31 protein-coding genes are annotated in these 24,789 nt (G+C 61.6%); all 31 read right to left on the bottom strand.

All coding sequences use genetic code 11. From position 1 onward, the window contains the following. Positions 1-8 precede the first annotated feature (8 nt). On the bottom strand, positions 9-635 hold the full coding sequence (locus OGY19_RS20190; protein WP_286597123.1) for a NeuD/PglB/VioB family sugar acetyltransferase: 627 nt from the start codon (positions 633-635) through the stop codon (positions 9-11). Beyond that, entirely contained in the window at positions 632-2,017 is a 1,386-nt protein-coding gene (locus tag OGY19_RS20185; protein ID WP_286597121.1) for an FkbM family methyltransferase, read from the bottom strand. Before OGY19_RS20185 ends, OGY19_RS20190 begins: the two co-directional genes overlap by 4 nt. Before the next feature lie 2 nt (positions 2,018-2,019). Next, positions 2,020-2,763, bottom strand: a complete 744-nt coding sequence (locus OGY19_RS20180; protein WP_286597119.1) for an ABC transporter ATP-binding protein — start codon at positions 2,761-2,763, stop codon at positions 2,020-2,022. A 12-nt stretch (positions 2,764-2,775) separates the two neighbouring features. Beyond that, positions 2,776-3,576 carry an ABC transporter permease gene (locus OGY19_RS20175; protein WP_286597117.1) on the bottom strand — a complete coding sequence of 267 codons (801 nt, stop codon included), beginning with the start codon at positions 3,574-3,576 and terminating at the stop codon, positions 2,776-2,778. Between the two features lie 154 nt (positions 3,577-3,730). Then, positions 3,731-4,228 carry a lysozyme gene (locus tag OGY19_RS20170; RefSeq protein ID WP_286597116.1) on the bottom strand — a complete coding sequence of 166 codons (498 nt, stop codon included), beginning with the start codon at positions 4,226-4,228 and terminating at the stop codon, positions 3,731-3,733. Continuing rightward, positions 4,228-4,689 (bottom strand): hypothetical protein, encoded by a 462-nt coding sequence (locus tag OGY19_RS20165; protein ID WP_286597114.1) that lies wholly within the window; start codon positions 4,687-4,689, stop codon positions 4,228-4,230. Before OGY19_RS20165 ends, OGY19_RS20170 begins: the two co-directional genes overlap by 1 nt. Before the next feature lie 2 nt (positions 4,690-4,691). Then, positions 4,692-4,991, bottom strand: a complete 300-nt coding sequence (locus OGY19_RS20160) for a DUF6127 family protein (RefSeq protein WP_286597112.1) — start codon at positions 4,989-4,991, stop codon at positions 4,692-4,694. 66 nt (positions 4,992-5,057) lie between these two features. Further along, a complete protein-coding gene (locus OGY19_RS20155; RefSeq protein ID WP_286597110.1) occupies positions 5,058-6,110 on the bottom strand; it encodes a phage late control D family protein in 1,053 nt (350 codons plus the stop codon). A 3-nt stretch (positions 6,111-6,113) separates the two neighbouring features. Next, positions 6,114-6,320, bottom strand: a complete 207-nt coding sequence (locus OGY19_RS20150; protein ID WP_286597108.1) for a tail protein X — start codon at positions 6,318-6,320, stop codon at positions 6,114-6,116. Next, positions 6,295-7,224, bottom strand: a complete 930-nt coding sequence (locus OGY19_RS20145; RefSeq protein ID WP_286597106.1) for a phage tail protein — start codon at positions 7,222-7,224, stop codon at positions 6,295-6,297. The genes OGY19_RS20150 and OGY19_RS20145 overlap by 26 nt, the downstream gene beginning before the upstream one ends. Before the next feature lie 8 nt (positions 7,225-7,232). After that, positions 7,233-9,692 carry a phage tail tape measure protein gene (locus OGY19_RS20140; RefSeq protein WP_286597104.1) on the bottom strand — a complete coding sequence of 820 codons (2,460 nt, stop codon included), beginning with the start codon at positions 9,690-9,692 and terminating at the stop codon, positions 7,233-7,235. A gap of 49 nt (positions 9,693-9,741) precedes the next feature. After that, positions 9,742-10,065 carry a phage tail assembly protein gene (locus tag OGY19_RS20135; protein WP_286597102.1) on the bottom strand — a complete coding sequence of 108 codons (324 nt, stop codon included), beginning with the start codon at positions 10,063-10,065 and terminating at the stop codon, positions 9,742-9,744. 32 nt (positions 10,066-10,097) lie between these two features. Next, positions 10,098-10,601, bottom strand: a complete 504-nt coding sequence (locus OGY19_RS20130) for a phage major tail tube protein (RefSeq protein WP_286597101.1) — start codon at positions 10,599-10,601, stop codon at positions 10,098-10,100. A gap of 12 nt (positions 10,602-10,613) precedes the next feature. Next, entirely contained in the window at positions 10,614-11,774 is a 1,161-nt protein-coding gene (locus OGY19_RS20125) for a phage tail sheath subtilisin-like domain-containing protein (RefSeq protein WP_286597099.1), read from the bottom strand. Positions 11,775-11,859: 85 nt separating this feature from the next. Further along, a complete protein-coding gene (locus OGY19_RS20120) occupies positions 11,860-12,609 on the bottom strand; it encodes a hypothetical protein (protein ID WP_286597098.1) in 750 nt (249 codons plus the stop codon). Between the two features lie 8 nt (positions 12,610-12,617). Then, positions 12,618-13,697 carry a phage tail-collar fiber domain-containing protein gene (locus OGY19_RS20115; RefSeq protein WP_286597096.1) on the bottom strand — a complete coding sequence of 360 codons (1,080 nt, stop codon included), beginning with the start codon at positions 13,695-13,697 and terminating at the stop codon, positions 12,618-12,620. Further along, the gene (locus OGY19_RS20110; protein ID WP_153429488.1) at positions 13,694-14,317 is read right to left on the bottom strand and encodes a phage tail protein I; all 624 of its coding nucleotides are present in this window, start codon (positions 14,315-14,317) and stop codon (positions 13,694-13,696) included. The genes OGY19_RS20115 and OGY19_RS20110 overlap by 4 nt, the downstream gene beginning before the upstream one ends. Continuing rightward, the gene (locus OGY19_RS20105) at positions 14,310-15,194 is read right to left on the bottom strand and encodes a baseplate assembly protein (RefSeq protein WP_286597094.1); all 885 of its coding nucleotides are present in this window, start codon (positions 15,192-15,194) and stop codon (positions 14,310-14,312) included. The genes OGY19_RS20110 and OGY19_RS20105 overlap by 8 nt, the downstream gene beginning before the upstream one ends. Further along, the gene (locus OGY19_RS20100; protein ID WP_286597093.1) at positions 15,191-15,523 is read right to left on the bottom strand and encodes a GPW/gp25 family protein; all 333 of its coding nucleotides are present in this window, start codon (positions 15,521-15,523) and stop codon (positions 15,191-15,193) included. The genes OGY19_RS20105 and OGY19_RS20100 overlap by 4 nt, the downstream gene beginning before the upstream one ends. Before the next feature lie 3 nt (positions 15,524-15,526). Further along, positions 15,527-15,763, bottom strand: a complete 237-nt coding sequence (locus tag OGY19_RS20095; protein WP_153429486.1) for a hypothetical protein — start codon at positions 15,761-15,763, stop codon at positions 15,527-15,529. An 87-nt stretch (positions 15,764-15,850) separates the two neighbouring features. Further along, on the bottom strand, positions 15,851-16,501 hold the full coding sequence (locus tag OGY19_RS20090) for a phage baseplate assembly protein V (protein WP_153429484.1): 651 nt from the start codon (positions 16,499-16,501) through the stop codon (positions 15,851-15,853). Further along, complete coding sequence (locus OGY19_RS20085; RefSeq protein ID WP_153429482.1) at positions 16,498-17,013, bottom strand: hypothetical protein; 516 nt, start codon at positions 17,011-17,013, stop codon at positions 16,498-16,500. The genes OGY19_RS20090 and OGY19_RS20085 overlap by 4 nt, the downstream gene beginning before the upstream one ends. A gap of 13 nt (positions 17,014-17,026) precedes the next feature. Next, positions 17,027-17,560, bottom strand: a complete 534-nt coding sequence (locus tag OGY19_RS20080) for a phage tail protein (protein ID WP_153429480.1) — start codon at positions 17,558-17,560, stop codon at positions 17,027-17,029. Continuing rightward, the gene (locus tag OGY19_RS20075) at positions 17,557-17,856 is read right to left on the bottom strand and encodes a head-tail joining protein (protein WP_153429478.1); all 300 of its coding nucleotides are present in this window, start codon (positions 17,854-17,856) and stop codon (positions 17,557-17,559) included. The genes OGY19_RS20080 and OGY19_RS20075 overlap by 4 nt, the downstream gene beginning before the upstream one ends. A 10-nt stretch (positions 17,857-17,866) precedes the next feature. Next, a complete protein-coding gene (locus OGY19_RS20070; protein WP_153429476.1) occupies positions 17,867-18,871 on the bottom strand; it encodes a major capsid protein in 1,005 nt (334 codons plus the stop codon). A gap of 31 nt (positions 18,872-18,902) precedes the next feature. Continuing rightward, entirely contained in the window at positions 18,903-19,247 is a 345-nt protein-coding gene (locus OGY19_RS20065) for a head decoration protein (RefSeq protein WP_153429474.1), read from the bottom strand. Positions 19,248-19,268: 21 nt separating this feature from the next. Then, entirely contained in the window at positions 19,269-20,402 is a 1,134-nt protein-coding gene (locus OGY19_RS20060) for a head maturation protease, ClpP-related (protein WP_153429472.1), read from the bottom strand. After that, positions 20,399-21,904 carry a phage portal protein gene (locus tag OGY19_RS20055; RefSeq protein ID WP_153429470.1) on the bottom strand — a complete coding sequence of 502 codons (1,506 nt, stop codon included), beginning with the start codon at positions 21,902-21,904 and terminating at the stop codon, positions 20,399-20,401. The genes OGY19_RS20060 and OGY19_RS20055 overlap by 4 nt, the downstream gene beginning before the upstream one ends. Positions 21,905-21,906: 2 nt before the next feature. Beyond that, on the bottom strand, positions 21,907-22,113 hold the full coding sequence (locus tag OGY19_RS20050) for a phage head-tail joining protein (RefSeq protein ID WP_153429468.1): 207 nt from the start codon (positions 22,111-22,113) through the stop codon (positions 21,907-21,909). 18 nt (positions 22,114-22,131) lie between these two features. Continuing rightward, complete coding sequence (locus tag OGY19_RS20045) at positions 22,132-24,033, bottom strand: phage terminase large subunit family protein (protein WP_202324356.1); 1,902 nt, start codon at positions 24,031-24,033, stop codon at positions 22,132-22,134. After that, the gene (locus OGY19_RS20040) at positions 23,957-24,484 is read right to left on the bottom strand and encodes a terminase small subunit, Nu1 (protein WP_153429463.1); all 528 of its coding nucleotides are present in this window, start codon (positions 24,482-24,484) and stop codon (positions 23,957-23,959) included. Before OGY19_RS20040 ends, OGY19_RS20045 begins: the two co-directional genes overlap by 77 nt. Between the last annotated feature and the right edge of the window lie 305 nt (positions 24,485-24,789).

Genomic DNA, 24,789 nt, shown 5'->3' with positions numbered 1-24,789 from the left:
TTGAACAATCAATTAATGAGCACTCTTGCCGGCACGCCAACCGCAGTGGCATCCGACTCGATATGACAAACCACAACCGCGCCGGCCCCTACCGTAACGCGCTCGCCGATCCTGATTTCGGGAATCACCTTACAGCCGACGCCCAGAAAACTATGGTTGCCGACAGTCACATTCCCCGCAAGCGCACACTGCGGAGCGATGTGCGCCGCCAGACCGATACGGCAGTCATGGTCAACCGTCGCGCCCGTGTTGATGATAGCGAGATCATCAATCACCGATTCTGCGTTAACTATGGCCCCGGCCATCACCGCGACCCCGTGACCCAGTGTGGCGCTTGGCGAAATGACCGCATGAGGGCTGATCGCATTGACCAAATGGTAGCCTTGCCCAGTGCAAAGAGTGCCTAAACGCTCCCTGAGGCGGTTCGAACCAACGGCAACAAAGACTCTGGAATAGCCCTTCGAGCGCAGAAAGCTTAGGTTTTCGTCTCCCCGCAGAACCGGGACACCTAGGCAACTGTCTGGGCTGTCCGGAGCTCCCACGCAATAGGTAACGCTCTCCCCCATGGCCCGGAGAAGTTCAATACATACTTTTGCATGACCTCCCGCACCAACTACAATAATTCCTGAGCTCATGACACTCGGCCCCACGCCGCAGATTCCGCTCGCGCGAAGAAAAGATTGACAGATTCCGTCTGCTCCAGTGCGTCAAACGACCAGTGTTCAAGCGCCCCAGATTCCTGGTTGATCACCCGGTAATCCAAACCTAGTTGGCTGAATGACGCGAACCATTGGCTCGGAGTATGCCCAGTACGGCGAAGGTGCGAAGGGCCGAATTCAACAATCAAGGCAATATCCGGATTACCAGTAATCAAGGATGCCCCCCCCTCAATCACTTCAAGTTCAGCCCCTTCGGCATCGATTTTCATAAGGTCAATGCGTTGGCCGGGTGGGATTGCGCCGTCGAGCCTGACCAAGGGGACCTCAACCGGGCCGTGCGTATTGTTCGGTGAGGGCTCTAGCGCAAACAGGGAGTGATGCCCGCTGGTGGCGCCGATGAAAAGTTGCTGGTGGCCGGTGGTATTCGAAACAGCCGCCTGATGGATCTCTGTCATGCTCGAAAATCCATTCATCCAGATGGATTTTTCGAGCATGCGCATCGTCGGCTCAAACGGTTCAAAAGCTATGATCTTTCCCAGCCCCTGCATTGCTCGAGCAGCCGCTAAGGTGTGCATTCCAACGTTAGCGCCAACATCGACATAGACATCCCCGGGTCTCAAATATTTTTGAATAAAGACCCTTGTCCCGCGTTCAAGCTCACCAGTATCCAGCAAACATGAAAGCAACGCATGATCGGATGCAGCGCAGAGAAGAAAGCCCACTTCAGTTCTAACTAGAACTTCACCCGCTCCGCAGTTTATGGCTATTCTGCGAGCCGCGGCAGCGGTATATACCTCTATTAGGTCAAGTCGAGGCCAAAGGGCACCGCGCAGTTGCTGGATCCCTTGTGCCGTAGCAGCCGACGCCCTCTGGATCTCCTGTTGGATCTCTTGTGCCGTAGCAGCCGACGCCCTCTGGATCTCCTGCTGGATCCCTTGTGCCGTAGCAGCCGACGCCCTCTGGATCTCCTGTTGGATCTCTTGTGCCGTAGCAGCCGACGCCCTCTGGATCTCCTGCTGGATCCCTTGTGCCGTAGCAGCCGACGCCCTCTGGATCTCCTGCTGGATCTCTTGACGCAAGCCGTCAATCAAATAACGGCGAACCCTAAAAGCGATCGGCCGGAGCGCTGGTTTCGAAAGCCGATAAATGTATTTCGCAACTGCGCGAAGCGATCTCTTGAACCAGGATTGATGCGCAACTTGGTCGGATTCACTGGGCACATGAGTAAAGGCAGAAACAGCCACCATCGGTATATTCTCAGGGATATCTTCATACTGAGACACAGGAGGCGATTTCCGCTTGAAACCAGACTCAAAAGCAACTTTAATATTTAACCCCGTTCTGACGATGGAATTCATTTTCACAACCCAAAGTATGCTTGACACACCAAGTCAGGATCTCCATCCATGCGAATTTTTCCATGCTCAAGCCATATGGCACGATTACACGTATGCAATACCAAATCGCGAGAATGACTGGCAATCACCAGAATATTCGTGGATTGAACCAACTCCGTCATTCGTACTTCAGCTTTACGCTTAAACCCTTCGTCGCCAACAGATAGCCACTCGTCCATTAGCAGAATTTCGGGACGAATTATGGTGGACACTGCAAACGCCAAACGAAGATGCATTCCTGTGGAATAGGTGCGTAATGGCATGTCGACGAAATCACCCAGTTCAGAAAATTCGATAATTTCCTCAATTTGACTATTGATTTCAGAGCGACCCATGCCCAATAGACCACCACGAAGATAGATATTTTCCCTACCTGTAGCCTCTGGATCGATTCCTAGGGAAATGTCTATGAGAGATCCAATATCACCACTGATATGAGCATATCCCGAGGAAGGCGCATACACTCCACTGAGCAATCGAAGTAAGGTACTTTTACCTGCTCCGTTGTGACCAAGCAGCCCGACACGATCACCATCCTTGATCGAAAAGGTCAAGTTCTCAAGAGCTCGAACCACAACGCGTCCGTTTTGGTCGGCCCCTAGTTGCCCCCCCGTGGCAACCTGGATTAGGCGCTTCTTCAACGATCTTCCGTTCGCGTTATAGATGGGAAAATCCACGCAAACGTTGCTAAATTCTATCGATGCCATGTTTTTCTTCTTTTATAACCAATATGCGATGCGACGTTTGTAGCGGCCATACACAATAATAGCCACACACCAACCAATCAGTGCCAAAAGGAGTGATATCACCCAATTGGTAGCACTTGGGAATTGACCAAGCAGCGGTGAGCGAACAATTTCAAGCAGATGATAAACGGGATTTAGATCAAGCAAATACAAACCCGCTCTTTGCGGCAACAGGCTTGGCATCCACATTACTGGTGTTAAATAAAAGACAACTTGTAGAATGCTACTGACAATTTGCGGCAGGTCACGATACCTAGCACAAATGACAGCCAAGATGAGAGCAATCCAAATCAGATTAATCAGTGCAAGCAAAAATCCAGGGATGGCAATAAGTGCTATAAGACCTATTGGCTTTCCAACCGCCAGAAGTACAAGCGGAAAAATTACAATGTTGTGCGCCAGAATTAGTATATTCCGCCAGATCATGCGCAGGATATGAACAAACAGCGGTATGGGAAGCTGTTTAATAACACCTTCTGCCGCAATAAATCCTGTGCACCCTTCAGTGACAACCGAAGATACAAACCCCCAGAGGATCAAGCCAATGGCAAGAAACGGCAAATACTCTTGCATTGGGGAGTTAAAAATCTGACCAAACACAATGCCAATTGTGCCAATCATGACCCCCATGCTAATGGTTAGCCAGAACGGACCGAGCGCAGACCTTCTGTAGCGTTGACGAACGTCCTGCCATCCGAGCATTCCCACCAAGGAATATCTTTTTATTGCAGCAGTTACGTCTAAAAATGCAGGTGAAATAAAAAGGTTAATCATAATTTACAAGTGCTCGCATCAGCGTTATCTGCCACCATTGAGCTATGATCCTGTTCATGACTTTGTCGACACGCTCTTTGATACGTGTACGAATTTATCTGTTAATCGGATTTCATCATTCTACTGGGCATTTTAGCATGCGATGGGGGGGGTGTCACCCTTTCTGCATGCTTTTGCCATCATCTATGCGCACCTCTGCGCTCACATGCGTCCCGTAGGCGTAGGCCAAGGCCTCCGCTTTCCTCCGACGAACCAGCCCCGGCAGCCTTTTCCCTGTCGCCCACACCCACTTCATCAACTCAGCGGGGACGCCTTCGTGTTCGCCAAGGTTAGCCTTCCGCCGCAGTGTCGAGCGCTGTAGCGCCCCGGCACCCAGGTTGAAGGTGAAAGACACCAAGGCATCGAACTGCCCGTCCGTTAGGGGCGCGGAGATGAGCCGTAGCACGGCTCGCTCGGCGATGCCGACGTCCTGTCGCAGAATATCGGTGGCCTCGGCTTGCGTAATGCCCGCTGCGAACTGCTCCCGCTCATGTGCCATTACCACGTGGCCATAGCCGATCGTCGGGTAGCCGGCCGGGCACATGTAGATCGTCGGGCTAAAACCCTCAAACCGTTTGATCAGGTTGAGCCCTTCTTCGGTGACGTGACGCATCAGCCACCTCGGCGCATCTTGCTAATCTGGCGACTACCGAACCAGAAGGACATCACGGCGGCAAATAGCGCCTGGGTCTCTTCGTCCCAGGTGGCCTGCAAAGCAGCCGTCAGTGTGTTCCCATCGGCTTGCAGCATCGTGAGCAGCGCCGATACCTTAACCACCGCGAAGACCAGGAAGAAGGCATAGGTGATGACCGGGCGCACCGAGGCCTGTAAGGCTTCCACCCATGGCGAACTCGTGGGATGGTTGGCATAGCTGTAGAGCGCCTGGCTCTCGGCAACATCAGCCGCAATCTGGATTTCCTCCAGTCGCTGGGTATGCCCCAACCGCTGCTGCTCCATCTGCCGGTCCAGGATGGCGAGCTCGTGCTTGCGATCCTGGCTGTCGCGAAACAGCTTGAGGAATTCCGGGAAGGTGCTGCTGAGGAAGCCCAGCAGTGATCCGAGCAAGGTCAGCATGATCAGTGCCCTCCACCAAAGAGTTTCAGTTTGATCAGCGCACCTGCGACCAGCGCCAGAATGAAGCCAGTGGTCACCATGCGTATCAGCGTCTGCCAGGCCGTGTGCTTGGCGGTGTTGAAGGCCTCCAGCAGTCCACGCAGCTCACGGATGTCGGCGGCGGCACTTTCGCCATCCAGACCGACATCGGTCATGGCGCGCTTGGCGCCACGTTCAGCTGCGTCCTCGATCAATCGCTCGAATTCGTCCAGCGGCATGGATACCCAGCCGTCTCGCGTGGTCGGTGTCATCGGTATGTTCATTGCGGTCTCCAGAAACAAGAAACCCCGCACGAGGGCGAGGTTGGGTGGGGTTAAGAGATGTACAGGTCAGGGCGCGGCTGGGATGACCAGTGCGGTCTTTCTGGTCGGCTGCTTGGTGTGCCCGGCTTTGGCTTTGCCAGACTTCCCGGCTGAGAGCTCCACAGTTGTTGTCCAGCTCTGCCCGGCCAAGTGGTGGGTCACCGACTCGATCAGGTAGGTGCCATCGGCCTCCTGCTTGAAGCCTTTTAGCTCGACGGATTTCTCGGCAGCCAGATCGGCCCGTCCACGCAAGGTCAGACTACCTGTGGCGGTTTGCCGGTTCATTCCGGCCAGTTTGGCTCTGGCCGCCGCCTTGGCGGTGCTGGCGTTGGGGTAGATGTGTCGGTCGGTATGTACCGCAGCACTCGAACCCGTCGGTGCATCCGGGTTCGGGATGACGATGTCGATTTTCTGGCCGGTTTTGCTGTCGTGCGCCCTGGCTTTGACCGAGGCCACGCTGCCGCGATCCGGGAAGGTCAGCCGATAGCTGTTGATCGCGGTGGTCTCCAACTGGATCACCGGCAGGCTCTTGCCGGAGGCGGTTTTGCCATTGGCGCGCGGCATCACCAGCAGCTTGCGTTCCTTCAGGGTGGCCGTGGCGTTGTACTGGCGGGCCAGGCGGGTCAAGAAATTGAGGTCGGACTCCCCCGTCTGATCAGCCCGAGGGATGGTCATGTCGATCGAGCACACGGCCTGCCAGCCGTTGCGCGCGGCCACCTCTTTGACGATCTGCGACAGTGGTACCTGTTCCCAGGCATGTTGGCGACTATTCTTCGCAGCTCCTGCCATGTCTGCGGGCTTGCCCCGGATCACCAGGGTGCGGGGCGGGCCGGAGAGTTCGATCTCATCGACGGTGTAAGCCCCCATGAAACTCAGGCCCTGCCCCTCCCAACCCAATGAGATGCGCAGCACGGCACCCTTCTTGGGGAAGGCAATGCGATCGTCCCGGTCGTCCAGGCGAATGTCACATTCGTCAGACTGCAGCCCCGCCCGGTCGGTCAGTTCCAGGCTGAGCAGGCGGTCTTTGAGCAGATCGGTGATGTCCTGGGCGTTGGCAATGACCTGAAAGATGGCGCGCATGGGTCAGTCCCACAGCTGGATTACGTCGGTGCGCGGCGACGCGAGATCAGGCAGAAATATTCTTACCCCGATGGCAAAGGGCTGAGGGATGCCAGCCAGGCCCGGGTTAGCCTCAAGCACGGCCTCGACCGACCCCAGCAGATGCCCGTAGTGGCGCCGGCACAGTGAATCGAGCACGTCGCCGTCAGAGGTTTTGATAGTCGTCGCCATAGCGTTTGAATTCCACAGTGAAGGTTTGCTTGCGCGGTGCGCCGTCGGCCATCAGATCGCTCTGGTCTTCGGAGAGGCTGGTCAGATACCAGCGACCGAGGGTTTCACCGTGCCCGGCGATGAGTTCCACGGGTTTCATCTGGAAGCCGATGCGCCGCAAAGCGTTGAGTTGGGTCATGCCGGCCATCTGGGCAAAGACCACACCCGAGAGCGTGAGGGATTCGCCGCCCTGATTGACGGCCTGCAAGGCTTCCGGGCGACCAAGCCGCTCCTGGGTGGCGACGTTGTAGTTGGTCTGCCGGCGCAGGCTGTCGAAAGCAGCAGTGCTGAGGCCAAAGTAAAAGCGCTCGCCTTGGTCTGCAATCATCACCAGCAGGTGTGGGCGAGCGCTGGACAGGCTAGGCAGTGGGGATGCGCCCGAACCGCCAGTGGAAACGACAGCGGCGGCCACGGGCGACCCGTTGCCCAACTGCGTCTTGATGGTCGTGACCTGATTGCTCACCGCGCTTACCGCATTCTGGATCGATTGCACGGCGGTGCCCAGGCGCTTGGCCGCGGCCTGGCTGGCATCGATCAAGCGTCCGACTTGCTGGGTGCGCCGGTTGATGTCGACCAGCCCCGTCTGAAGCGTCGCCAGGCTGTGCCCCACGGTGCTGCGCTCGATGGACGACAGCACGCTGGTGGGCAACAGGGCTGCCACGCCCTTGAGCGCGGTAGCGCTGCGTAGCAATTCTGCGGTGGTCGTGCTTGCCAGCCGGAACACACTTTCCGCCGGCCGAGTGGCATCGGTCATGGTATTGGCCAGTTGCCCAAGACGCTGCGCATGGCTGGCGGCACGCGCAACGGCCGTGCTCGCCTGCGATATCTGCTGGGTGATGGCGGTCGTGCTAGTAACGAAAGGCATCGTGCTCCTCACACATGGGCACCGTCGTACCAGGCGGCACGCTGGGCCTTTTGCTGAAATTGTTCAAACAGGGTTTTGAGGTGCGGCAGCAGCTCATTGGCCAGTTGCCTCGGGTCCTTGACGTCGCCTTTGACGGTGATTTGCAGCGTGGGCGAGAAACTCAGCTGTTGCGGTACGGGCGGCGCCTTTACCGCTGGCGTAGTGGCTGGCCTGACAATTGGAGCTGGGGTATTTGCTGCAGACGTTGGCGGAGATACAGCTGCCGAGGTTGGCGTGGCAGCCAAAGTCGGTGACGGCTGGGGCGTTGTGGGCGCGACCAGCGATTTGCCAAGCCAGCCGCCCAGCTTGTCGCCGGCGAAACTGCCTATGGCACCACCCAAGAGGCCACCGATGGCGATACCGATCGGGCCGCCGAGTGCGCCCACCGCTGCCCCCAGTTTGGCACCCGCTAAACCACCAGCGAGCGTGCCGGCCGCGCCGCCGTAGCCCTGGGCTTTCTCCTGGCGGGTGGTGGCGTTTTTGCTGGTGTCGTAAACCTGATAGGCGGCTGTGCCAATGGCCAGCGCACCGCCCATGGCACCACCCAATCGGCCACCGGCCTTGCCCAGCCAGTTGCCCACACGCGTAAAGCGCCCCAGATTGTTTGCAGAAGCTGCGATGCCCCCGGCTGCCCTGCCAGCGGTCGTGGCGGTGCCTGGCCTAACTCGACCAGACTGACCGAGCAGATCCATAAGCCCTCCGCCACCACCAGGCCAGTTGGTGACGAACACCGGCTGGGCACCGGCACTGGCCGCACCGCCAGAGAGCACACTGGCCAGACTACCGAGCTTGCCCGGCAGGCCTTTGCCTGTCCCGATCCGGCCGGACATGAGCGTGCCGCGCGCGAGATCCCATGCGCCGCGCCCGATATTCCAGGCGGCTTTGGCACCCTTGAGCGCCACCAGTCCGCCGGCCACGGTGGCCAGACCCGCCACCACCATCGGTGCCTGCTCGACCAGCGTGGCCAAGGCTCTGCCGACAGAACCGACAGCCTGACCCACGGTGTCGGTCACGGGACGCAAGGCGTCGCCAATCCGGCGCAAGGCTTCGTCCCACGCCTGACCGGCCTCGGCCCAGATCTGCTTGGAAGTTTCCCGCCGGGCGATCAGGTCTTGCTCAATCTCACCGCTGGCCTGTGCGGCATTTTGCTTGAGGCGTTGGTACAGATCGGCGTTTTGCATGTAAGCGGTCAGCGCCGCCTTGACTTGCATGTCGGCGAAGAGGTCGCCGGTTTTCATGGTGGCTTCGAAGGCTTGCAGCATGGCTTGTTGCTTGGCCGGATCACGTGCCTCACCGATGCGTTGCGCCGCCACGGAGACTTGCTGGGCACGCTGGGGATCGACCTGCTCGATGTAGGCCCGGGCCAGCACAAAGGAGGACTCCATCGTGCTCCAGCCCTTGCCGATGGCCTCCTGCATCATGGCTGTGTAATCGATACCGGCATCGGCGTAGCGTCGCTGGGTCTCGGGAGAACCGATCTTGGAGAACCAGTTTTTGAGGTTGTTGGCGGCCTGATCGGGCGAGCCGGAGACCTTCATCTGCACCTGCAGCATGGCGCCCAACTGATTGACCGAATCCTGGCCGGTGATGCCGATCTTCTGCATCTCGGCCAACAACTCCGGAAACCAGCGTGCCATGTCGGAGGATTCGAACGACCCCTCCTTGCCCAGGTAGGCGATCGCCTCGAGCGCTTGTTGCATCTGGGCCGGGTCGCTGATCCTGGCGTTTTGCTCCAGCGCGCCGATCATGCGGGCGGTGTCGACACTGCCAGAACCCTGGCCCACGGCGAATTTCGCGAGCAAAGGAGCAAAGGTGGTGGCACGCTCCAGATCCATGCCGCCACCCACGAGCTGATTGATGGCTTGCGCCAGCTCATTGCGTCCCATGCCACTGGCCAGGGCGCTCTGGGCGATCTGTTCACCAATCTGCGCTTCACGTGCGGTACCCGCAATGCCGGCCTTGATCGCCATGTCGCGCACGATAGCCTGGTAGTTGGCCGAGATCGTAGCTGGCACCGCCACCGTGGCGGTCAGCTTCAGGGCATCGCCCACCGCTTCACGCCCCTGGGCCACTCCCTGACCGATGCGTTCACGCCCGCTAGCCTGCAGTTCTAACCCCCGCGCCGTGCGGCCAAGCCGTTGATAGGCACGGTCCAGGTTGTCCGCTTCAATGCCCGCCTGACGCAAAACGGTCAGATTGCTCTCGATCTTCTTGCGGATGCCCTCCGCAGCGGCATCGCCACTCAGGTGCAGCTTACGAAACTCGCCCTGCAGGCGCTGTGTCTCCCCAATCGTGCGCTGCCACAGGCGTTGTTGCTCGGCGGTCTGCTTCAGACGCGTGATGCGCGACTGGGTATCAGAAAGCGCCCGGCCCAGCGAGGCATCCACCGCGCCACCAATGACGATGCCCAGTGCTATATCACGTTTCATTCAGTCCTCCAGCCACCACAGGGCATCCCCAAGCTCCAGGGCATCAATCTCAGACGGCGGAAAGTGCAGCTCCCGCGCCAGGCGCTTCATCAGCAGCCCCAACAGGGGTGGCGTCATCCGGGCGAGCGGACACCAGGCAAAAGTAGCTGTCTTGCAGCCGCTTGTAGTCGGTAAAGCGCATGCCCTCCAGGTCCTTGGGTGCCACCCCGGCCAGAATTCCGAACAGGATCAGTTCGCGCTCTTCAGCGTCCGATGGCGCTTGCCGGGAAGCCAGACGCATGTCGCGCACGAGTGGTGTGCGCAGGGTCAGGGTGTCGCGACGGATGCCGTCGAATTCGGTCGGGTGCTGCAGCTTGACGGTCAGTTGGTCCATGGGGCGTTCTCCTCAGATAGATGGGATGTGGGTTACAGGCCAAGGGCGGCACGGATGTCGGCCAGCTGGTCGCGCCCGTCGACGACGCGCACCGAGGCGATCGGGTCGATCTCGTAGATGAGCAGGCCATCGAGCTCGAGCTTGTAGTAGCTGCAGGCCAGACTGAATTTAGTTTCGGCCTTTTCTGAAGGCTTCCAGTCGCCCATGTCGACCTCGGTCAGCATGCCGCGCAGCGTCACGACGCACGACTGCACCTCGCCCTTGTGGGTTCGGAAAGCGCCCCGGAAGACACCGTTGAAGGCACTCTGGTCGGCCAGGCCGAAGAAGCGCAGGGCTTCGACCGACATGCCCGAGAGCGAGAAATTGGCCTCCAGCGCTTCGAGGCCCAGATCCATCTTGATTGGGGCGTCCATACCGCCACCCCGGTAGTCTTCGGCCTTGATCTTGAGTTTGGGCGGGGTGACCTGGGTGGCGATGCCGGCAAAGTTCACGCCGTCGATGAAGAGGTTGAGGTTGTAGAGGGTTTGCGGGATCACGGTGGCGGCTCCTTAAATGTCGAGAACTTCGGTAATCCACTGGTTCGTGACCTCGACCCGGAAGGTGGGGTTTTCTGCGGGAGGCACGTCGGTGAAGCGGATGTTCCAGTACACGCGGCCTTGCTCAAGCTGGCTCGCGGTATTGAGCTCGGGGTCGGGGTAGACCTCGAAATTGATGATGGCGCCCTGCGCTTTCAGATCGCGCATGAAGGCCTGCAGGCCTTCGGTCACGTCCTTGACGTAGGTCTTGGTGATCGATCGGTCCACCGCCCATTTGTGGCCATAGAGGATCGCATCCATGACGATGTCCACGGTGCGCACCCGGGTCACGAATGCCCACTTGGCATCGGCCGAGCGCGTGCGGTTACCCCACAGGCGGTAGCCGCCATCACGGATGACCGTGGTGATGTTGGCAGCGTTGAGCAGGTTGGCGCGGCAGGTCTCATCCCCATCGAGAAACTCGATCGGGCGGGCGGTCCCAATGACCTCAACGAACTCCTTGTTCGATGGAGAGGCCCAGAAGCCGTACTCCCGATCGGTCCTGGCAAAGAGACCTGCGGCATACGGGGACACCGGCACCGTGCTGGCCGCGCCGGACTCGGGGTCCCAGACCTTGAGCCATGGGTCGACCGCAAAGATCCGCTTGCTCCCGAAATTGCTGAAGTAGGCAATGGCTGCCTCGTCGTCGGTATTGGGGCCATCGACGATGGCGATTGCCTTGAGCTTTGCCGCCAAGCCATCCATGGCACTGGCCACCGCCTGGGTGGCCGATTGCCCCGGGCAGACGATCAGACGGGGTTGCGCGTTATGCACGGACTTGCCGTCGAGCAGTGCCTGCATACCCGTGCGCTGGCCATCGACCGTCACGCCACCGATGATGGCGCTGGTGAGCGCAGCGGCATCGGCGACCAGCGGCACCCCGATGGCGACCACCACCGCCGATGACTGGGCATAGATGCCGCGTGCCGACTTGGCCAGGGCGCTGCCCGCACCGAACTGCTTTACCGCCTCGCGATAAGAAGTCAGCAAGATGGGCCTGTTGGGCTCGGCCAACCCCTCGGCAGGCGTATAGGTATCGACCAGACCGATGATCGACGAGGACGGAATGGCGATCGGTCGCGGACCGGTGTCGATCAGGGTGACGGTCACCCCGTGGAAGAAGGAAGTGGGCATCGTGTTCTCCAGAAAGTAAAAAGCCCACCGCTGGGGTGGGCCGGATGGCATGGACGGGGATGGCAGGGATCAAGCGTGGGGTAAGTTACGGCGGCAACGTGTCTGCCATCAGGGGCACAGCACGCAAGGCGTCAAGCCCAGCCGCCGCGATCGCATTGGCGCTCGCCTCATCAAGCGCACTGCGAATGGCCTCTTTGGTTTTGAGACGCTGGTCGCGCAACTGGTAAAGGGCGGAATTCCAACGGCCTGCAGCACGCAAGATGTCGTCGGCAGCAGCCTGCGCGGCCCAGCCCTTGGCTTCGGCCCACGACAGAACCGCTGGCGGGACCGTGCCGGTGTAGCCTGCGGTTTGATACGTGCTGGCCTCCTGCGCAGCCCGGTCGTATTCAGCGACCCGCAAGGGGTCACCGGCCAACTCGCGCCTCACCTGATCGGCAAGGCTATCGATCTGCTGGCACAGCTCGATCTTCAAAGCATCAAGCAATGCCAAGCGCAAATCTGCATCCTCCTGCCATTGACCGTTTTGCCATCGGTGGGCCGCGCTGGGACGTGGCGTTTCGGTGGCGTGAACATCGGCGGGGGTGACACCAATATCCGCGATCGAGACGGCAGTGCCGTCTTCGGTGGACCACAGCGCCGCCGAGCGCCAATCGGGAGCGAGCTGCCACCGGTTCTCTCGGAAGACCGCTACCTGTCGTGCTTTTGGTTTGGGAGGTGGCAGATCGGTGGCATATGCCGGAATCAGCCAGATATCCGGCTCCAAAGGAGATCGGTCCGCAGCACTTTGGCCGATCAGCTCGCCTGTTTCGGGGTGGTAGTGATAAAGGGTTGTCATGGGTGACCTCAGTATTTGATGCAGGCGAGCAAGGCGGTGTTGCGGGGTCGGGTTTCGGCACCGCCCGCCACGCCGGTGTAGTAGCGATTAGGGTGATAGGTGGCGTACATCGCTGGCGCGTTGTCAGAACTCACGATGTTGTCACCCCCGTTATCGTTGATGACAAACGCTGCGGTGTTGAACACATCGGCTGAATTGATCACGTGGTCGTGGCTCTTGAACGAATCGCCCTGCCAGGCACCGAATGTTCGACCCACGTCAACGCCGCGCGCGTCGTCCCACGCCCGCAGGAACTCACCCCGCAGATCCGGCAGGCGAAACGTGGTGCTGCCATTGCCGGCACCAAAGCTTGTCCCGATTGCTGCAAATAGCGCTGCGTACGTAACGCGGCTAACCTCCGCCCCGTTTGCTTTGAGCCACCCGTTTGGGACAACTTGCATGCCAAAGAAAGCCACTGCTCCCGCAGGCGCGGCTTGAACAGCGGCAGCGATGGTGGCGCCATCGGTGATGCCGTACCCCGCCAATGTCGTCGCTTTGTCCGCCTTGCCAGAGATGGCGCTGGCCACTTCCGGAGCGCTCATGTATTGCGGGTGTGGGTCAAGGTGGGCCAGGTGCTTGTCGAACTCGTCATCCACATAGCCGCGCGTGGCCAGCACGATCGCCGGATCGATCTTCAGTTGAACAGCCGCCGTGTTGCTCACGATCAGCACCACACGGATCACCTGCGTGCGCCCCGAGCCTTCCGCCAGCACAGGCTTGTAGGTATCCGGGCAGTTGGCCACCACGCACAGGTTGCCATCGGTGTCGTACAGGCCGATCTCGCGAATCCACCAGCCTCCGATCTCCTCGGGAATGACCTGCTCGGCGATGATCTGGCTGGCATTGGCAGGATCAACAAAGAGACGATTTAAGGGTGCGCGGCGGTTCTCTCGAACCAGGGCGGTCTGGCTGCGGTTGGGCAGTGGCGTGCTGCCGTTGCCATCACCGACCCCCATCTGGGTCAGTTGCAGCGTCGTGCCCAGCGCCGTGGCATTGGCCAGCTTGGCCTCGCCAATCGCGGTCAGGATGGCAAAGTAGGTTTGACTCATAGCGATGCGCTCCAGGGATAGATATTCAGGTGATCGATCGTGTGGTCGGCGCCTTGGATGCACACCAGCCCAGCGACCTCGACCACTTCCGGCGTGTAGGGGTAGATAACCATCTCGTCGCCCTCATAGGCCGCCACGTGAACGGGGCAAATACCCCGGGCTTCAAGACTGATCGCCAGACCAATCAGGTGTCGGCTGAGCGGCTTGGCGTCATCGATCAGCCGTTCAAGCTCCTGGTACATCGCATCGCTGATGCCGGTGTCGAGTACGCCGACCTTCAGGCTGAAGGTGCCGGCCGGACCGACAGGGACCCGCTCCCACCACTCAACGACTTCGATCAGGTAGCCCAGAGGCTCGACCACCCGGCGCAGCGCGCCGATGGTGCCCTTGTGCTGATGTACGTAAAAAGCGGAAGCAATGACGCCGCGCTTGGCCGCTCCCGACCAGGCCGGGTCCCAACGATCCACCGAGCGTGCCCAGGCGAGATACGGCAGCAAGTGAGTCGGACACGACTGGGGTCGCCACAGATCAGCGATGGGCACCGGCATCGATCGGTGGGTCGCATCCGCCAGATGACGCTCCAATGGCGTGCTATTGGCTGGCAGCAAGGCGCTACTCATCAAAGCCTCCGGCAGACACATCAATCGCTGTGCAGTGCGCAGCCTGGCTGCTCGTCAACACCACATCAGCAGACGGCTGCAGCAGTTCCACCCGCTGCACACCCTCCACATGCAAGGCGGCAAAGAGCGCCGAGCGCCGGATATCGCGACCAAGCCGGCGCTGCGTGCCGACATAGGTTTCCAGTTGCGCCAATGCCGCAGCCAGGATGGGCTCGACCTCCGGCCCGGGATAAAGCCACAGGGTGGCTGTGACCTGGTAAGGCACGATCTGGGCGCCTTGCACGGTGAGACGATCGGCCACAGGCCGAACCTCCTCGCTCGACAAGGCGTCATCCACAACGTCCAGTAGATCGGCAGACGCACTGCCATCGCCTTCTCGTGAGAGCACCGTAACCACCACCTCGGCGGGCGCCGGGCTCTCGGCCGAAGCATCGGCCACGCGCCCATCAGCCGACAGCGCGTGAAAGACGTAGGCTGCACGGGGACCGGCTACTGACAGACCTTCGAAGGCCCGCTGCACCCGGGCACGCAGGCTGGCGTCGTTCTCATAGACGGGATCGACGGGTGGCGAGGCCTCTGGGTCACCCGGGCTGACCAGCAAACGCGAGACGTTCACATTGGCCGCCAGTTGTTCCAGATCCGCACCCACGGCATAGGCCAGCAGTACCGAGCGGGCGGTATCGTTGATACGCGCACGCAGCTGCACCTCGCGGTACGCACAAAGCTCGAGCAATTTCACGACCGGATCGGACTCCAGCGGAGCAGTCCACCCATCGCCCATCAGCGCCCGGAAGGTCGCCAACAGGTCCTGATAGATGCCCTCGAAATCCAGTGGCTCGACGACTTCGGGTGCGGGCAGTTGCGACAAGTCGATCACAGCGCCACCTCCAGCAGCAAAGGCGCGGCCTCGTACTGTCCTTCAATCACAAAATCAATCCTTCCATCGACCACGCCGGTGATGCGCACCGCAGACAAGCGAATGCGTGGCTCCCACCGGCCGATGGCGCGTGCGGCCTCGGCCTGCACCCCCGAGATCCAGCCCTTGTTGATCGGCAGGTCCACATAGCGGGGAATCTCGCTGCCGTACTCCGGGCGCATGCGTCGGCTGCCCAAAGGCGTGCTCAGGATGTCGCGGATGGACTGTTTGAGGTGGGCAATGCCAGAAAGCGCCTGGCCACTGTCACGGCTCATGCCAATCAGGGCCATGGTTCACACTCCGGCGGCCGGACCAGGCTCGCGCTGGAATTCCGGGTGTTTTTCCAGAAAGGCGATCAGGGCGGTGTCGCCGGTCTGGATGCGTCCTTGCGCCACGGCAAAGCTGCGGCCATCGGCCAGCACCAGGGTGCGGCTCTTGAACGCGAGGTCGCGGTACGTCGCTGTTGAAGGACTTTTCTCATCCGGGGTGGGTGTGAGTGTGGGCGTGGGCTTGGTGTCGATCTTGGCCATGTGGGGCTCCTTAAAAAAACACAACCCCAAAGCACAAGCCCGTCCAGCGCGAACGGGGACGGGCTTGCTTTTGGGGTGAATGAAGGATCAGCGGGCAACGCTGGTTGGCGCGCCGTCGCCTTGTTCGGTGTGGGTATGGCCCTGCAGGCTGATGCCACCGGCAGTGACATCGCCTTGTGCATGAACCTGCCCACCGAAGGTGGCATTGCCGCCACCCGAGCCTCCCTGGGCCAGCGCACCGCCAATCGTCAGATTGCCAGTGACCGTGGTCTCGGGCGCATCCAGCGTGACGCTGGGGGCCTTGACCGTCACCGGGCCAGCACTGTTGATCAGCACGGTGGCGGCGTTTTTCACAGTCACGCTCTGGGTGCCCTCAACCAGCAATGCACCTGCCTGCCAGTCGTAGAGCATCTGTGCGCCATCCGGCATGCGGATCACCGTCACATGGTCCCGGTTATCGGCCTGGCCGTGCGTGGTGGTGTAAAAGCCCGGCAGGATAAACCCGGCCTCCGGCATGCCCGAGGGTGAAATGAGCAAGCACTGCTCACCGACCGAGGGCGCGCGCCAGATCCGCACTGCACCGGCAGCCGGCACATGCCACGGCAGGTAGGCCGACACCCAGTTGCCGATGCGCACCCGTGCCCGGGCGGCACTGTGATCGACGACCTCGATGGTGCCGGCCTGCAACATGGCGGCGATCATGCGATCGTGTTCGCCAATCGCGTAAGCATCGCTCATGGCGCCTCCGTCAAAGGTTCATAGGTCTCAGGAGGCTGGATGTTTGGCGTGAAGCCCACCCAGATGGCCAGACCACTCTCATCGGCGTAAGGCCAGACGGCTTCGCCCAGATGAAACTCATGGGTCCATTCGACCACCCAGACCAGGTACCCATCGAGTTCGGGCTTGAAAGCGTCATCCCCGATCTGAACCAGACTCGCCATGGTGATCGGCAGGCCCCAGGTCTCATGGGTCAGCGCCACGGCAACCCGCGCCGCCAATTCACGCACCTGCAAATCGGCCTGGGCCGCATTGGGGTCAACAATCGCCCGGGCCTGAAACCGGCCAATCAGTGCCGTGGCGCCGTTGCCCGGATCATCGCCCGGCTCCATCTCGGCGAGCTCCACCAGCACGGCAGGCAGGCCGATGCGGCGCTGCAAGACCGGATAAGCCTCAACCGTGGGCACCCCGTCCACTTTGGAACGCAGGCCGCTGACGATTGCGGTGTGCAATTGGGCAAGTGAATCAATCATGGGGTTTGCATCCTCAGCGTGCCTTGGCCAGCGCCTTGTGAATTTCGTAGTTCACTTCCTGGCGCAGCACCGTCAGCAGGCGTTCTTCGGCGCGCTCGGCCGCTTGTCGAAATGCCGCCTCACCAGGGCCGGCCCAGTCCACCTTGACCACCTCATAGGGGCGACGCGCCTGCGTGGTGCGGCGATAAAGTGGTCCGTCTGGCGAGCGCTTGCGCATCTGCCACGCCTGATCAAACCGATGGCGCCCCACCGAGATGCCGGTGCGTGTCTGGCGTGGCTTGCCCAGGCGGTGGGCTTCGATGGCGTTCAGCCCCAGCCAGACCTTGCCGCTGTCGCGCGAGCGCAGAAAGAAATACAAGCGCTGGCGCAGCAGCTTTTGCGGGATACGGGTCTCAGCGCTCACCGCCTTCGCGGTCTGGCTTTTGACCCACTGCCCGGTCTTGCGCAGGGTGCGACGCCAGGCCGCCTGGCTCGCGCTGGCGGTCAGACCCTGGGTCAATGCCAGCACCTGCCCCACATCGATATCGACTTTGAGGGTGGTACTCATGCCATGGGCCTCAGGATCAGAGCCGTGACGCCGGTGCCGTCCGGCTCGATCCCGACGACCTCGAACGTCTGGCCATCAAAGCTCAAGGTCGTGCCCCGGGCCACATCAACCGCATCGAGATCGCGCACGATGAGCTGCGGCTCAATCAGGCCGGTATCCAATCGCCCCACCTGAGGGGCGAGCCATGGGGAAGAGAACATGCCACGCACCGGACGACCAGCGATATCGGCCTGATCGGCCAAGGCGTCGAATACGCTGGCATCGAGTTCATTGCCAAGGGCACGGAAGTCGTGCATGTCCGCCGACTCACTTGTTGAGCTTGATGACCGCACGCGGCTTGGTGCACAGGTTCAGCGGGTTGGACTGCGCTTCGAGCGCCACGCCCTTGTTCATGCGCATCAGCTCCTGCTTGGCATAGAGCGGCAGGCCGATGGTGTTGACCGTCTCCATGTAATCGGCCGGCGCATATCGGGTGATGAAGAGTTCCGAGACACCGACCGGGATCAGATAGGCATCGTTTTCGCCGATGAAGCTGATGCTGCCGACCTTGCCGTAGAACTCCTTCCAGGTCACCTCGCCGAAGGTGAAGCCCTTGCGCAGATCGTCCCGCAGGAATTGCCCATCGTTCCAGCGGTCGTAGGCCTGCTTGACGGTGGCGTGGCCGACAAAGGCGTCGTAGAAACCGCGACCGCAAATGCCCAGCCAACCGGTGATCACGCCCGAGTCGCCGATCACATCCTCGCTCTTGCGCTTGGCATCGCGAATCTTTTGTTGCAAGTCGGTGGTCTCGGTGCCCAGTGTCATGGCCACCGATTGCGCGGTGATACCAAAGCGCTGGTGCAAGTCGAGCAGCACGCGCGAACCGTCCGCATCGTAGATCTTGCCGGTGACCGCGCCGAAGCGGTGGTAGCGCAGGGTCGCTTCCAGACGCTGACGCATTTTGAGCAGGCGCTGGGTGACCAGGTTCTGCACCGTCTGGGTTTGCGACTCAGAACCAAAGGCGCGCACCCCCTGGACTTCGTCCGCTTTGATGGCCCCCGTGGTGGCCAGGTGCAGGGTCGAGAACGGGATCATGTCGCGCTTCGATCCCACGGTGACGTCACCCGGTGCACCGCGCTCGCTGGCTGGCACCAGGGCCAGAGCATCCCCATCGCGCTCGATCATGACCGAGGTCGTGGTGATCCCTTCTTCCTCAAAGAGGCTGTCGAGCAGAGTGGGCACATATTGGCCTTCGGGCGGGTTGTTGATGGCGGCGGTGAGTGAAGCGACACCGAAGGCGTCGTCGTTGAAGATGTCGAGAGTCAGGGGCATGGAAGTCTCCGCAAAGGGTTAGGCACGTGGGTTAGCGCACGATGAGGTGACGGGTTTTGAGGTCGGCAATCGCGGCGGCATCCAGACCCGTCAGACGCGCTGCGGCGACTTCAGCCAGGCGCACGAAAGCCACGCCGTTACGTACGTCTGCCGAGGTCGGCAGTGCGGCATGCAAGATGCCCACTGCCACCTCAGTGCCGTCGGTGGCGGCCGGGCTGTAGGCGGCGTAATGGCCCGAGGCGGTCTGGATGCCCAGGACCTGCCCGGCAGGCAGCGCGTCACCGGCAGCGACCGTGATGGCTTCGCGCGAGATCTCGCGGTTGCCCTCGGAGAGAAGAAATTCAGCCGTGTGGACGGCCTCGGTTTGGATGTTCATGGCGTGTGCTCCAGGTGACGATTAAGGGGTGGGTGCTTGGGAGGTGGGCGCTTGGGGCGTGGCCGTTTTGACGGCTGCCGGGCGGCTGGGCTTTTTCTTGCGCGCGGCGTAGATGGCGCTCGTGTTCGGGCTGGGCGCCGCCTGGGCTTCAGGAGTGATAGGCGGCTCCTTGTTGTCGATCGCAGTGCCTTGCGCGGCCAGCAACCGATCAAACAGCCGCGCACGCACGGCCTCCACACTGAGACCGGAGCGTGCGTAGTCGGCCGCCAGCTCCGGCAAACGGGCGCTGGCACACAGCGTGCGAATCGCTTGCAGACGCTCAATCTGTGCGGACACCGCGCCGTCATCGGAAAGGGTGGTGTTCATCAGCAACTCCTCGGTGAATTCAGCCAACCCGCAGGCCAGGCAGGCTTGAGAGAGACGCGCAGCGTTGCGTGCGAGCCGGGTCGGGTCTAGCTGGAGCTCGGGCGCCTGGGCTGGTTCTTCGGGAATCAACTCAGCACTGGCTGCCAGCAAGGCTTCGGGGGGATGCTTGAAGCGCGCCAGCACATTGGTCGTGCCTCGGCAGGCCTGCAGTGCCACGGCCTCACCAATGACGTCCACCAAGCCCAGCGCCAAGGCCTCATCGGCACTCAACCAGGTTTCTTCGTCGAGCATCTGAATGAGCGTGGCGTCTTCGATGGCGGGAGCCTTGCGCCGGTAGGCCGCCAGGATGCCGTCGCGCGCCTTGTCCATCATGTCAGCGGTTTTGCGCAGGTCGTGGGCACTGCCGTAGGTGAAGGTCCATGGGTTGTGGATCATCAGCATGGCGTTGGCCGCCATCACCACCTGATGCCCGCCACAGGCGATGACACTGGCAGCCGATGCGGCCAGGCCGTCGATGCGCACGGTGCAGCGCGCACCCAGACGCAGCAGCGCGTTGTGAATGGCAAACCCATCGAACACATCACCGCCCGGACTGTTGATGGCGACCGTGATCGCGACCTGCCCATCGTCCATCGCCTTGAGCTCGTCGATGAATCGGGCGGCGCTGATGCCCCACAGCCCGATCTCGTCATAGATCAGCACTTCGATGGATTTCGGTTGATCGGCATCAGTTTTGGCTTGAATGCGGTACCAGCTGCGCGTTGGCGCAGCCTGGGGAAGGTGGCTCATGCCTGCTCCTCAAGATTGGAAATGGTTGGTGTGGGCGCTGCCGGGTTGGCGCGCGCATCCGAGTCATAGGCCAGGCCCAATGCATCAGCGCGGGCGATGTCGGCCGCGTTTTCTGCGTCGATGAGTTCAGCGTCGTAGCCTTGGCGCAGCGCGACTTCCGAGCGCGAGGTGAAACCGGCGCGCACTTCCATGCGCCGGGCCTGCACGTCCTGCACCGGGTGCAGGTAGGACCAACCTTGCGGCACCCAGCGGGTGCGCAGATACGCGCGCCGTTGTCGAGGGTAGTCAGGCAGCGCGATGGCTCCGGCCAGCACTGCCATGTCCAGCCAGGCAGCACGCACAGGCCGGCACATCTGGTGGACGAAAACGCCAAACTGGCGCTGCTCGATGCGCCGCCGAAACTCGTTCAACACCACGCGGATCACCCGGTCGTTCACATTGCGCAGGTCACCGGTCAGCAACTCGAAGGGCAAACCTGCCCCGGCAGCGGTGGCCAGCAACTGCTGACGCATGAAGTCCGGGTAGGTGTTGCCGGCGTCGGGTGGGTTGGAGAAATCCACCTCTTCGCCGGGGAGCAGTTCCTGCAGGGTGCCGGGCTCCAGCCCCACCATTGGGGTGAAACCATCGGCATCGGTCTGGATGGGGGCGCCCGTCACCGGATCGACCGGCGGGTCCTCGGGGGCAGGTTTGCGAATGAAGCCGGCAAACAGGTTGGCCACCTCCTGCCGAAACAGCACCGCGTCATCAAAGTCGTCGAGCGACTTCAGTCGCGCCAAGACCGGCGCCAGAACGGGGACACCACGCAGCTGACCGGCACGCAGCGGCTCATAGATGTGCAACACCTGCTCGGCCGGGACGCGCACCAGGTCGTTGAACCCCAATGCAGGACTCGGGCCGTCGCCGGGATGGGCGCGGTACATCCAGTAGGCGACCCGCTGCCCGATTGCGTTGTATTCAATGCCGGCGCGGATGACATTGCCGCCACGGCCTTGCTCATGCTTGTCGTGCGGCACGAACTCAGGCTCAAGCACCTGCAACTGCAGGGGCACCGCCATGGCATCCTCAAGCCGCCGGGGCCGCAGGCGAATGAAGCACTCGCCCGACTCGTACACCGCCCGGCAAACCAGGGCCTGCAGCCCATAGAGATCGGTGCGACCGTCGGCATCGGCTTCGTCGCACCAGTCTTCCCATAACGCCTGCAACTGGCGCCGCACACCATCGTCAGGATGGCGGGGTTTGGGGGTGATCCCGGTACCGATGGTGTTCGACACCAGCCGGTCTATGGCCGAGAAGGCATAGGGGTCGTTGCGCGTGGCGGCGCGCGATCGGTTACGCAAATGCTGCAGACCGCCGAGCGACGCCGAACTTGGCCCGCCATCGGGCGCCTTCCAGCCGCCCAGGCGACGACCGTTGCCGGCGCTGTCATAGCTGGCTTGCACGCGGGTCAAACGCTGCGGCAGCAGAAAGCCGCGCTGCGCCAACCAGGGGTAGGACTTGGACATGCTCACCACCCCTTGCCGGCATGAAACAAGCGCACGATCCGGGCACGCCGCCTGCCTACTTTCGAGAGCTCATTGAGTATGCGATCGCGTGCCTCGATGAGCTCTTGCACCGAGCGGTATTCCACAGTGCGGTCCGCAAACCGCACGATGTGCTCGCCCTTGGCCAGGGCACGCTCAATCCGGACGACGTCGTCCTGGGTAAAGGCCATGTGAGGTTTCCTTGATGCTCAGCGTCGGCGCAGATAGGCGGATGCCGCGACCCGACGGGCTGGTGATTGGTGGGTTCCGGCAGCAGGCGCCGGCGATTGCCTCAGTCGAGGCGAGCCCTCGTTGGGCGTGGCGACGACGGGCTCGTGTTGTGATGTCATGCGCTCGCCTTCGATGACTGCGCCAGCCAGTTTGGCCAGCACCAAGCGGCGCTCGATCTTGAGTCCCTGCAGCGCGGCATAGGCATACACACGGCAGTCCAGCGCTTCGTTGCGCGCCCCGGAGGGTTTCTGCCAGGCGCGCATCTCATTGCCTCGGGCATCGATGCGGGTCACGCGTTTTTCGACAGTGGCCTGCTCGAACCATTCATCGTCATACGACATCGGAAAGTGGCAGTAGCCAGGTTTACCTGACGCAACCTGCCAGCGCGCGTAAATGGCGTCCTTGGCAGTGTCGACACCGATCAGGCGCACCGTGTGGCCCCGGTATTTTTTGGACTTCGTCTGCCGCTTGGGCCAGACTGGGCGCGGGCCGAACTGGCCTTTGACCGCCCAGACGTTGCGCGCCGCGCGCGGGGTGGCGAACTCATACACCTGCTGCACATGGTGGCCGCCTGAGTCGATACAGCAGGCCGCGATGCGCAGTGCCCGACCGTCCTCGGTGGGCAGGCGGGTGGTGATCAACAAGCCATCCAGTTGCTGCCACAGCGCGGGTTCCGCCGGGTTGCCGTGCAGCACGATGTGCTCGACACCCCAAGACTCTTCACCCGCACCCCAGCCCACGAGCTCGATTTCCAGTCGATCCTTTTGCGTGTCCACCCCTGCGGTGACGGTCAGCACGCCTGCTGGCAGGTGGTCCGGTCCGTACGCTTCGCGCTGCTGGGCCAGCAGTTCGGCACTGGCTCGCTCGCCCACGCTTTCGAAGGGCAGCCCCATGGCGGTGTTCCACCAGGTCTTTTCTTCTTCGGGGTTGCCTCGGGCGCGCAGGAAATCGCTGGCGATCTCCGAGAGCTTGCGCCAGGGCGAATAGAGCTCATTCAGATGAAACCCGGGAATCGGGTGTTGCGGGCACTGGGCTATCCATTGCCCCTGCGCGAGCATCAGCGGCCGGTCGCTGTCGCGGATCAGGGCACCGCAAGACGGGCAGACCAGCGATGTTTGCGCCAAGTCCGCTTCATTGACCAGCACATTGGCCCACTCCAGCACATGCCGGTGGCCGCAATGGGGGCACGGCACGAAGTAGCGTCGCTGGTCCGACTGCAACCAGGCGCGCTCGATCCGGCTGTGCCCCTTGAGGGTCGGCGTGGACACCAGCGCCACTTTCTTGCGCGCGCGGTAAGTGGCGGTACGCTTGCGGGCCAGGTTGACCGGATCACCTTCGGTGCCGGCCGACGGTGGGTAGCGATCGACTTCGTCGCAGAGCAAGACCCGAATCGGGCGGCTGGACAAGCTCGCTGCGCTGTTGGCCCCGGCGATCGTAAGGTGCCCGCCGGGGAAGTTTTTCTTGAGAATCGTGTTGCCCGAGTCGCGGCTCTTGGCGTCGCGCACCTTGCCGACCAGCGCCGGGGTGTCGCGGATCATCGGCGCCAGACGATCCTTGGAGAAGGTCTCCCCCATCTCGATGGTGGGCTGCACGACCAGGATCGGCGACGGGTCGAGATCAATGAAATAGCCAATCAAGGACTTCAGGATCAGCGTCTTGCCCACCTGCGCCGAGGACATCATGACGACCTCTTCGACCCCGGGCTCGCTGAACGCATCCATGATGCCGCGCTGATACGGGGCACGATCGCTCAGGTACTTGCCGGACTCCGCACTGTCCTCGGGTGAGAGGTAAAGATGCGTGTCAGCCCATTGGCTCACCGTCATCGTCGGGGGTGGCCGCCACAGCGAGCGCACCCGGGTTAGCAAGGTCTGGATCATCGTCAAGGGCGGCCTCAGCAAGTTCCGACAAGGCCTCCATCACCATGTCCGTCAGCAGCCGTTCAATGGCCGACTCCTCAGAAAGCGGCAGCACCAACGGAGTGGCGCGCACCGGCAGGGTCAATAACTTGGCCCGGGCGGCGGCGATCATGCTGGCCCAGGCGCGCTCAACCTCCTCAGCGGGCACCAGCACGCCCTTGAGGCGAGCGATCTCGACTTCGGTTTTTTCGGCCTGGGCTCGGGCGAGGCGGGTTTTTTCAGTCAGGAGATCACCGCCGTCGCCGCTGGCCACCGCCCGCAGGTGGCGGATGTAGGCCACTACCGACGGGATGATGTCGTACTGCCCGCGCGTCGCCGGCTTGGGGATCACGCCTTCCTTAGCTAACTGCTGCACCCGGCGCGGGGTGAGATCCAGCAGCTTGGCCAGCGATTCGATGGGGGCAGTTGCCATGCAAAGTGGCTCGTGAGCAAAGGTGAAATCAAAGTTGGGCCGGCAGCGCCGACATTTCGCCGTCAAGCGAAACACCGATGCCACACATTTCGTCTCGGTTCACGGCCAGGCCCTGTGGCGCCTTGAACAAGGCCGCGAAGCGAAACCGTAACGCGGCCTGTGCCTGCGCAAATCTCGCGGGTCCGCCGCCCCGCACTGGCCAAGATCGCCAGGGTCCCCGGCAATGAAATAGCGAAGCGCTGCGAGCCACTGCATGTCACTGCGTGGGATTGATGCGACATCGTCCAGATTCAACTTGGCTTCTT

Source organism: Citrobacter sp. Cy070 (genome assembly GCF_030332245.1).
Classification (GTDB): Bacteria; Pseudomonadota; Gammaproteobacteria; order Enterobacterales; family Enterobacteriaceae; genus Citrobacter; species Citrobacter youngae.
Note: the sequence above shows the minus strand (reverse complement) of the source record. Positions and strands in the feature narration are given on the sequence as shown.

Excerpts from the sequence above, each read along its gene's own strand:
- OGY19_RS20045 (WP_202324356.1), bottom strand. The coding sequence starts at position 24,033 with ATGATCCAGACCTTGCTAACCCGGGTGCGCTCGCTGTGGCGGCCACCC.
- OGY19_RS20095 (WP_153429486.1), bottom strand. The coding sequence starts at position 15,763 with ATGGCCAAGATCGACACCAAGCCCACGCCCACACTCACACCCACCCCG.
- OGY19_RS20040 (WP_153429463.1), bottom strand. The coding sequence starts at position 24,484 with ATGGCAACTGCCCCCATCGAATCGCTGGCCAAGCTGCTGGATCTCACC.
- OGY19_RS20150 (WP_286597108.1), bottom strand. The coding sequence starts at position 6,320 with ATGGCGACGACTATCAAAACCTCTGACGGCGACGTGCTCGATTCACTG.
- OGY19_RS20085 (WP_153429482.1), bottom strand. The coding sequence starts at position 17,013 with ATGATTGATTCACTTGCCCAATTGCACACCGCAATCGTCAGCGGCCTG.
- OGY19_RS20080 (WP_153429480.1), bottom strand. The coding sequence starts at position 17,560 with ATGAGTACCACCCTCAAAGTCGATATCGATGTGGGGCAGGTGCTGGCA.
- OGY19_RS20175 (WP_286597117.1), bottom strand. The coding sequence starts at position 3,576 with ATGATTAACCTTTTTATTTCACCTGCATTTTTAGACGTAACTGCTGCA.
- OGY19_RS20185 (WP_286597121.1), bottom strand. The coding sequence starts at position 2,017 with ATGAATTCCATCGTCAGAACGGGGTTAAATATTAAAGTTGCTTTTGAG.
- OGY19_RS20060 (WP_153429472.1), bottom strand. The coding sequence starts at position 20,402 with ATGAGCCACCTTCCCCAGGCTGCGCCAACGCGCAGCTGGTACCGCATT.
- OGY19_RS20090 (WP_153429484.1), bottom strand. The coding sequence starts at position 16,501 with ATGAGCGATGCTTACGCGATTGGCGAACACGATCGCATGATCGCCGCC.
- OGY19_RS20110 (WP_153429488.1), bottom strand. The coding sequence starts at position 14,317 with ATGAGTAGCGCCTTGCTGCCAGCCAATAGCACGCCATTGGAGCGTCAT.
- OGY19_RS20155 (WP_286597110.1), bottom strand. The coding sequence starts at position 6,110 with ATGCGCGCCATCTTTCAGGTCATTGCCAACGCCCAGGACATCACCGAT.
- OGY19_RS20070 (WP_153429476.1), bottom strand. The coding sequence starts at position 18,871 with ATGCCCCTGACTCTCGACATCTTCAACGACGACGCCTTCGGTGTCGCT.
- OGY19_RS20075 (WP_153429478.1), bottom strand. The coding sequence starts at position 17,856 with ATGCACGACTTCCGTGCCCTTGGCAATGAACTCGATGCCAGCGTATTC.
- OGY19_RS20190 (WP_286597123.1), bottom strand. The coding sequence starts at position 635 with ATGAGCTCAGGAATTATTGTAGTTGGTGCGGGAGGTCATGCAAAAGTA.
- OGY19_RS20065 (WP_153429474.1), bottom strand. The coding sequence starts at position 19,247 with ATGAACATCCAAACCGAGGCCGTCCACACGGCTGAATTTCTTCTCTCC.
- OGY19_RS20165 (WP_286597114.1), bottom strand. The coding sequence starts at position 4,689 with ATGCTGACCTTGCTCGGATCACTGCTGGGCTTCCTCAGCAGCACCTTC.
- OGY19_RS20125 (WP_286597099.1), bottom strand. The coding sequence starts at position 11,774 with ATGCCCACTTCCTTCTTCCACGGGGTGACCGTCACCCTGATCGACACC.
- OGY19_RS20135 (WP_286597102.1), bottom strand. The coding sequence starts at position 10,065 with ATGGACCAACTGACCGTCAAGCTGCAGCACCCGACCGAATTCGACGGC.
- OGY19_RS20050 (WP_153429468.1), bottom strand. The coding sequence starts at position 22,113 with ATGGCCTTTACCCAGGACGACGTCGTCCGGATTGAGCGTGCCCTGGCC.
- OGY19_RS20100 (WP_286597093.1), bottom strand. The coding sequence starts at position 15,523 with ATGGCCCTGATTGGCATGAGCCGTGACAGTGGCCAGGCGCTTTCTGGC.
- OGY19_RS20170 (WP_286597116.1), bottom strand. The coding sequence starts at position 4,228 with ATGCGTCACGTCACCGAAGAAGGGCTCAACCTGATCAAACGGTTTGAG.
- OGY19_RS20120 (WP_286597098.1), bottom strand. The coding sequence starts at position 12,609 with ATGACAACCCTTTATCACTACCACCCCGAAACAGGCGAGCTGATCGGC.
- OGY19_RS20115 (WP_286597096.1), bottom strand. The coding sequence starts at position 13,697 with ATGAGTCAAACCTACTTTGCCATCCTGACCGCGATTGGCGAGGCCAAG.
- OGY19_RS20055 (WP_153429470.1), bottom strand. The coding sequence starts at position 21,904 with ATGTCCAAGTCCTACCCCTGGTTGGCGCAGCGCGGCTTTCTGCTGCCG.
- OGY19_RS20160 (WP_286597112.1), bottom strand. The coding sequence starts at position 4,991 with ATGAACATACCGATGACACCGACCACGCGAGACGGCTGGGTATCCATG.
- OGY19_RS20145 (WP_286597106.1), bottom strand. The coding sequence starts at position 7,224 with ATGCCTTTCGTTACTAGCACGACCGCCATCACCCAGCAGATATCGCAG.
- OGY19_RS20180 (WP_286597119.1), bottom strand. The coding sequence starts at position 2,763 with ATGGCATCGATAGAATTTAGCAACGTTTGCGTGGATTTTCCCATCTAT.
- OGY19_RS20140 (WP_286597104.1), bottom strand. The coding sequence starts at position 9,692 with ATGAAACGTGATATAGCACTGGGCATCGTCATTGGTGGCGCGGTGGAT.